Annotated in this window: 2 protein-coding genes and 1 pseudogene; 2 read left to right on the plus strand and 1 reads right to left on the minus strand. The window is 50.2% G+C overall.

Annotation, left to right across the window (positions count from 1 at the left end; translation table 11 throughout):
- Nucleotides 1-288, minus strand: a pseudogene (locus tag Q0605_RS02700) (hypothetical protein); the annotation flags it as partial.
- Between the two features lie 213 nt (nucleotides 289-501).
- Here Q0605_RS02700 and Q0605_RS02705 point away from each other — a divergent pair.
- Both Q0605_RS02705 and Q0605_RS02710 read left to right on the plus strand, forming a co-directional pair.
- The gene (locus tag Q0605_RS02705) at nucleotides 502-984 is read left to right on the plus strand and encodes a flavodoxin domain-containing protein (protein WP_298703999.1); all 483 of its coding nucleotides are present in this window, start codon (nucleotides 502-504) and stop codon (nucleotides 982-984) included.
- 347 nt (nucleotides 985-1,331) lie between these two features.
- On the plus strand, nucleotides 1,332-2,297 hold the full coding sequence (locus Q0605_RS02710) for an HlyD family efflux transporter periplasmic adaptor subunit (RefSeq protein ID WP_298704002.1): 966 nt from the start codon (nucleotides 1,332-1,334) through the stop codon (nucleotides 2,295-2,297).
- Nucleotides 2,298-3,107 lie beyond the last annotated feature (810 nt).

Raw genomic sequence — 3,107 nt, forward strand, 5'->3', positions numbered from 1 at the left:
CCCCACGGTCTCAGCTAAGCGCCTGCTGCTGCTATGTTTGCTGAGCTTATGCCCAATGACTGCACCCGTAGTTCCGCCCGCGACGCCGCCTAAAATTTTACCAGTATTGCCCTCGGAGCGCTCTACGTTTATTTTGGCGGGCAGGACATCGACGATCTCGATCCGATCGCTTTGCCTCATGCGGTTCGTTTCGCTCGCGTCATAAACATCTCCGCCGTATCGATCCTGCGGGGTCGCGCAGCCACAAAGTGCGATCACTGCGATCAAACATAATGTAAAATTCTTCATGTTTTCTCCTTTGTAATGAGCTACGGGCGGCATTATACTATGGATTTTTATACGAGCGGTTAAGTAGCAGTTTTAAAATTTTATCGGCTCACTGCGGCTTAAAATTAGCTGGATACGAGGCATCGTGCCGTATCTGGGTGCCTTATAAAATTTTTATTTCACTCAAAATTTATCTTATTTTGTTAGAATCATTCTTATTTTTAAGGAGAGAAAATGAAAAAACTATTAGTTTACGCCACCAAAGGTGGCGACACGAAGGTCGTGAGCGAATACATCGCTTCAAAGCTCGGCTTTGAGATCAAGGAGGCCAAAGAGCTAAATGAGGAGGATTTGGCGGGCGCTAGCGCGTTTATTTTTGCAGCTTCGACGCACGGCGACGGACAGATACAGGCTAAATTTGACGACAAATTGGAGCTTTTGAATAAAACTGATTTTGACGGACGCAAGGTCGCGCTCATAGGCGTTGGCAACGTCGAGCGCCACGGCAGCGATTTTTGCAGCGGCATGAGCGCGTTTTTGCCGGTGCTTAAAAAGGCTCGTCTCATCGGCGCTTGGGGCGCGGAGGGATATAAATTTAAATATTCACGCGCCTTCATAAACGGCAAATTCGTAGGTCTTACGATCGATTTTAAAAGCGACGAGCACTGGCAGGCGAGGGCCGATAAATGGATCGCCGCGGTTAAAGGTGAGTTTTAAATATTTCAATTTTTGTGCGACCGACCGAGCTCTGGGCTCATCGAGCCTAAAGCTCGTTAAATTTCCCCATTAAATTTCACGCTTCGCTTGAAAGCGGAGCCCCCGCATTAAAATTTTAAAATTTTTAATTCAAAAAGTCACTGTGTTTTACAAGCCGTACCGCTTAAAATCGCGCGGATAGGCTAAATTTTATCTGCCCAAGCTTCAATTCTGCTCGCGCGGCGACCAATTCAATACGGTAAATTTAATTCGATCGATTTATAAAATCACTGCCCGAGCCTCAAATATCAGCGCCGCATTAGAAAAGTTATTTTATAATAACCGCATATCAAAATTTAAGGCGATCTATGAAGAGGCTTCTATTTTTCGTCGTTTTTGCGCTGACCGCCCTCGCTGCGGCGATCTACTTCAATCTCGATAGGCGCGAAGAGGTCGCGCACAAGGCCTACGGCATCATCGACATCAGGCAGAGCTCGCTTAGCTTCGAGCGCAGCGGCCGCATTAGCGCGCTTTATCGCGACGAGGGCGATTTCGTGCAGGCTGGCGACGTCTTGGCGGCTCTGGATACGGCGGATCTGAGCTATCAAAGGCAGGTTCAGATCGCAAGGTGCGAAGGGCTTAAATTTAACTTGCAAAAGCTGCAAAGCGGCTTTCGTAGCGAGGAGATCGAGATGGCGGCGGCGAACGTAAGCGCGCTGCAAAACGCCCTACAGCTCGCTACTTTGACGAATGAGCGCCTCAAGAGCCTAGGCAAAACAAACTCCGCATCCAAGCAGCAGATCGACGAGGCGTTTTACTCGATGAAGCGCACGCAAGCCCAGCTGCAAAGCGCGCAGGCTAATCTGCGCCAGCTTCAAAGCGGCTACCGCGGCGAGGATGTAGGCGCTGCGCGCGCAAATTTGGCAAGCTGCGAGGAAAATTTGAAATATCTGAACTATCAAATCGAGACGCAAAGCGTGCTAAAAGCGCCCTTTAGCGGGCAGATCAGAGCGCGCCTTAAGGAGCTCGGCGACATCAGCATACCAAGCGTGGGCGTTTTTGAGCTTAGCGAAGTAAAAAATAAGCGCGCGAAATTTTATCTGAGCGAAAATCAGCTCCGCTTCCTGCGTGCCGGACAGAGCGTGCGGATCATCGCTGCGGACGGCTCTAGCGCGAGCGCAAAGGTCGCCTACGTGAGCCAAACCGCGATGTACACGCCCCGCACGGTGCAGACCGAGGAGTTGCGCGCAGATCTAGTGTGGGAGGCGCGCGCCGATTTCAGCGACGAGGACGGGCAGTTTCGCCTAGGCCAGCCGATCAGCGTGGAATTTTAACGTGCAAGCACTGCGCGCTAAATTTTAATGCACGAGCGAAATTTAGTGCGCGGGCGGCACTTTGGAGACTGCGGGCTAAATTTATATAACAAAGCTCGTTGCCCGGTAAAATTTTACGCGACACCCAGCGAGCGAGACATACGGCGTGAGTTTGATAAAATTTTAAAAGCGCGCTTCGAGATAGAATTTAGACGGTGCTTGCTCGGCAGGGCAGGGCGATAAAATTTTTTGCTACGTCTAAAGATACATCGTTTCGGCGCAGACGGTGATTAAATACCGCGCACTTAGAGTTGGTGCCGTACAAAGGGCGAAAGGTGGCATAAAATTTATCGCGCGGGTTTTGCGCGAGCAGGCGGGGCTTTGGATAAAAGATCGGATTCTGCAGCGCGGCGAGTAAAATTTTGCCGAAAGATTTGGCGCAAAGCAGCGCGGGTTAAATTTTAAAATTTGCGGCTCGGAGGAGAATAGGTAAAAGCAGGGCGGTATAGCGGCGGCAGGCTTTGCTGCTAGCGGGCGTTTTTGCGATAAACGAGCGACGGTTGAGTGCCGACTGCGGATAGCGGTAAAATTTCGCTACGAAACAAACGGCGCAATTAAATACCTATTGCGAACGGCCGTGAAATTTTACCCCAAAAGACGGGTAGCTAAAGTCGGTACTATGCTAAGGAAAGCCGAGAATAGGTAAAATTTCGCCAAAAGGCACGGCGGCGGTAAATTTCACCGCAAGAGGCGCGACGCAGATAGAGAGCTTGGCACTTATGGGCCGCCATGTGCCTGAAAACTCGCTTGCGTTTTGAAGCGAATTTATCG

Origin of the sequence: uncultured Campylobacter sp. (genome assembly GCF_938017705.1) — a bacterium.
GTDB lineage: Bacteria > Campylobacterota > Campylobacteria > Campylobacterales > Campylobacteraceae > Campylobacter_B.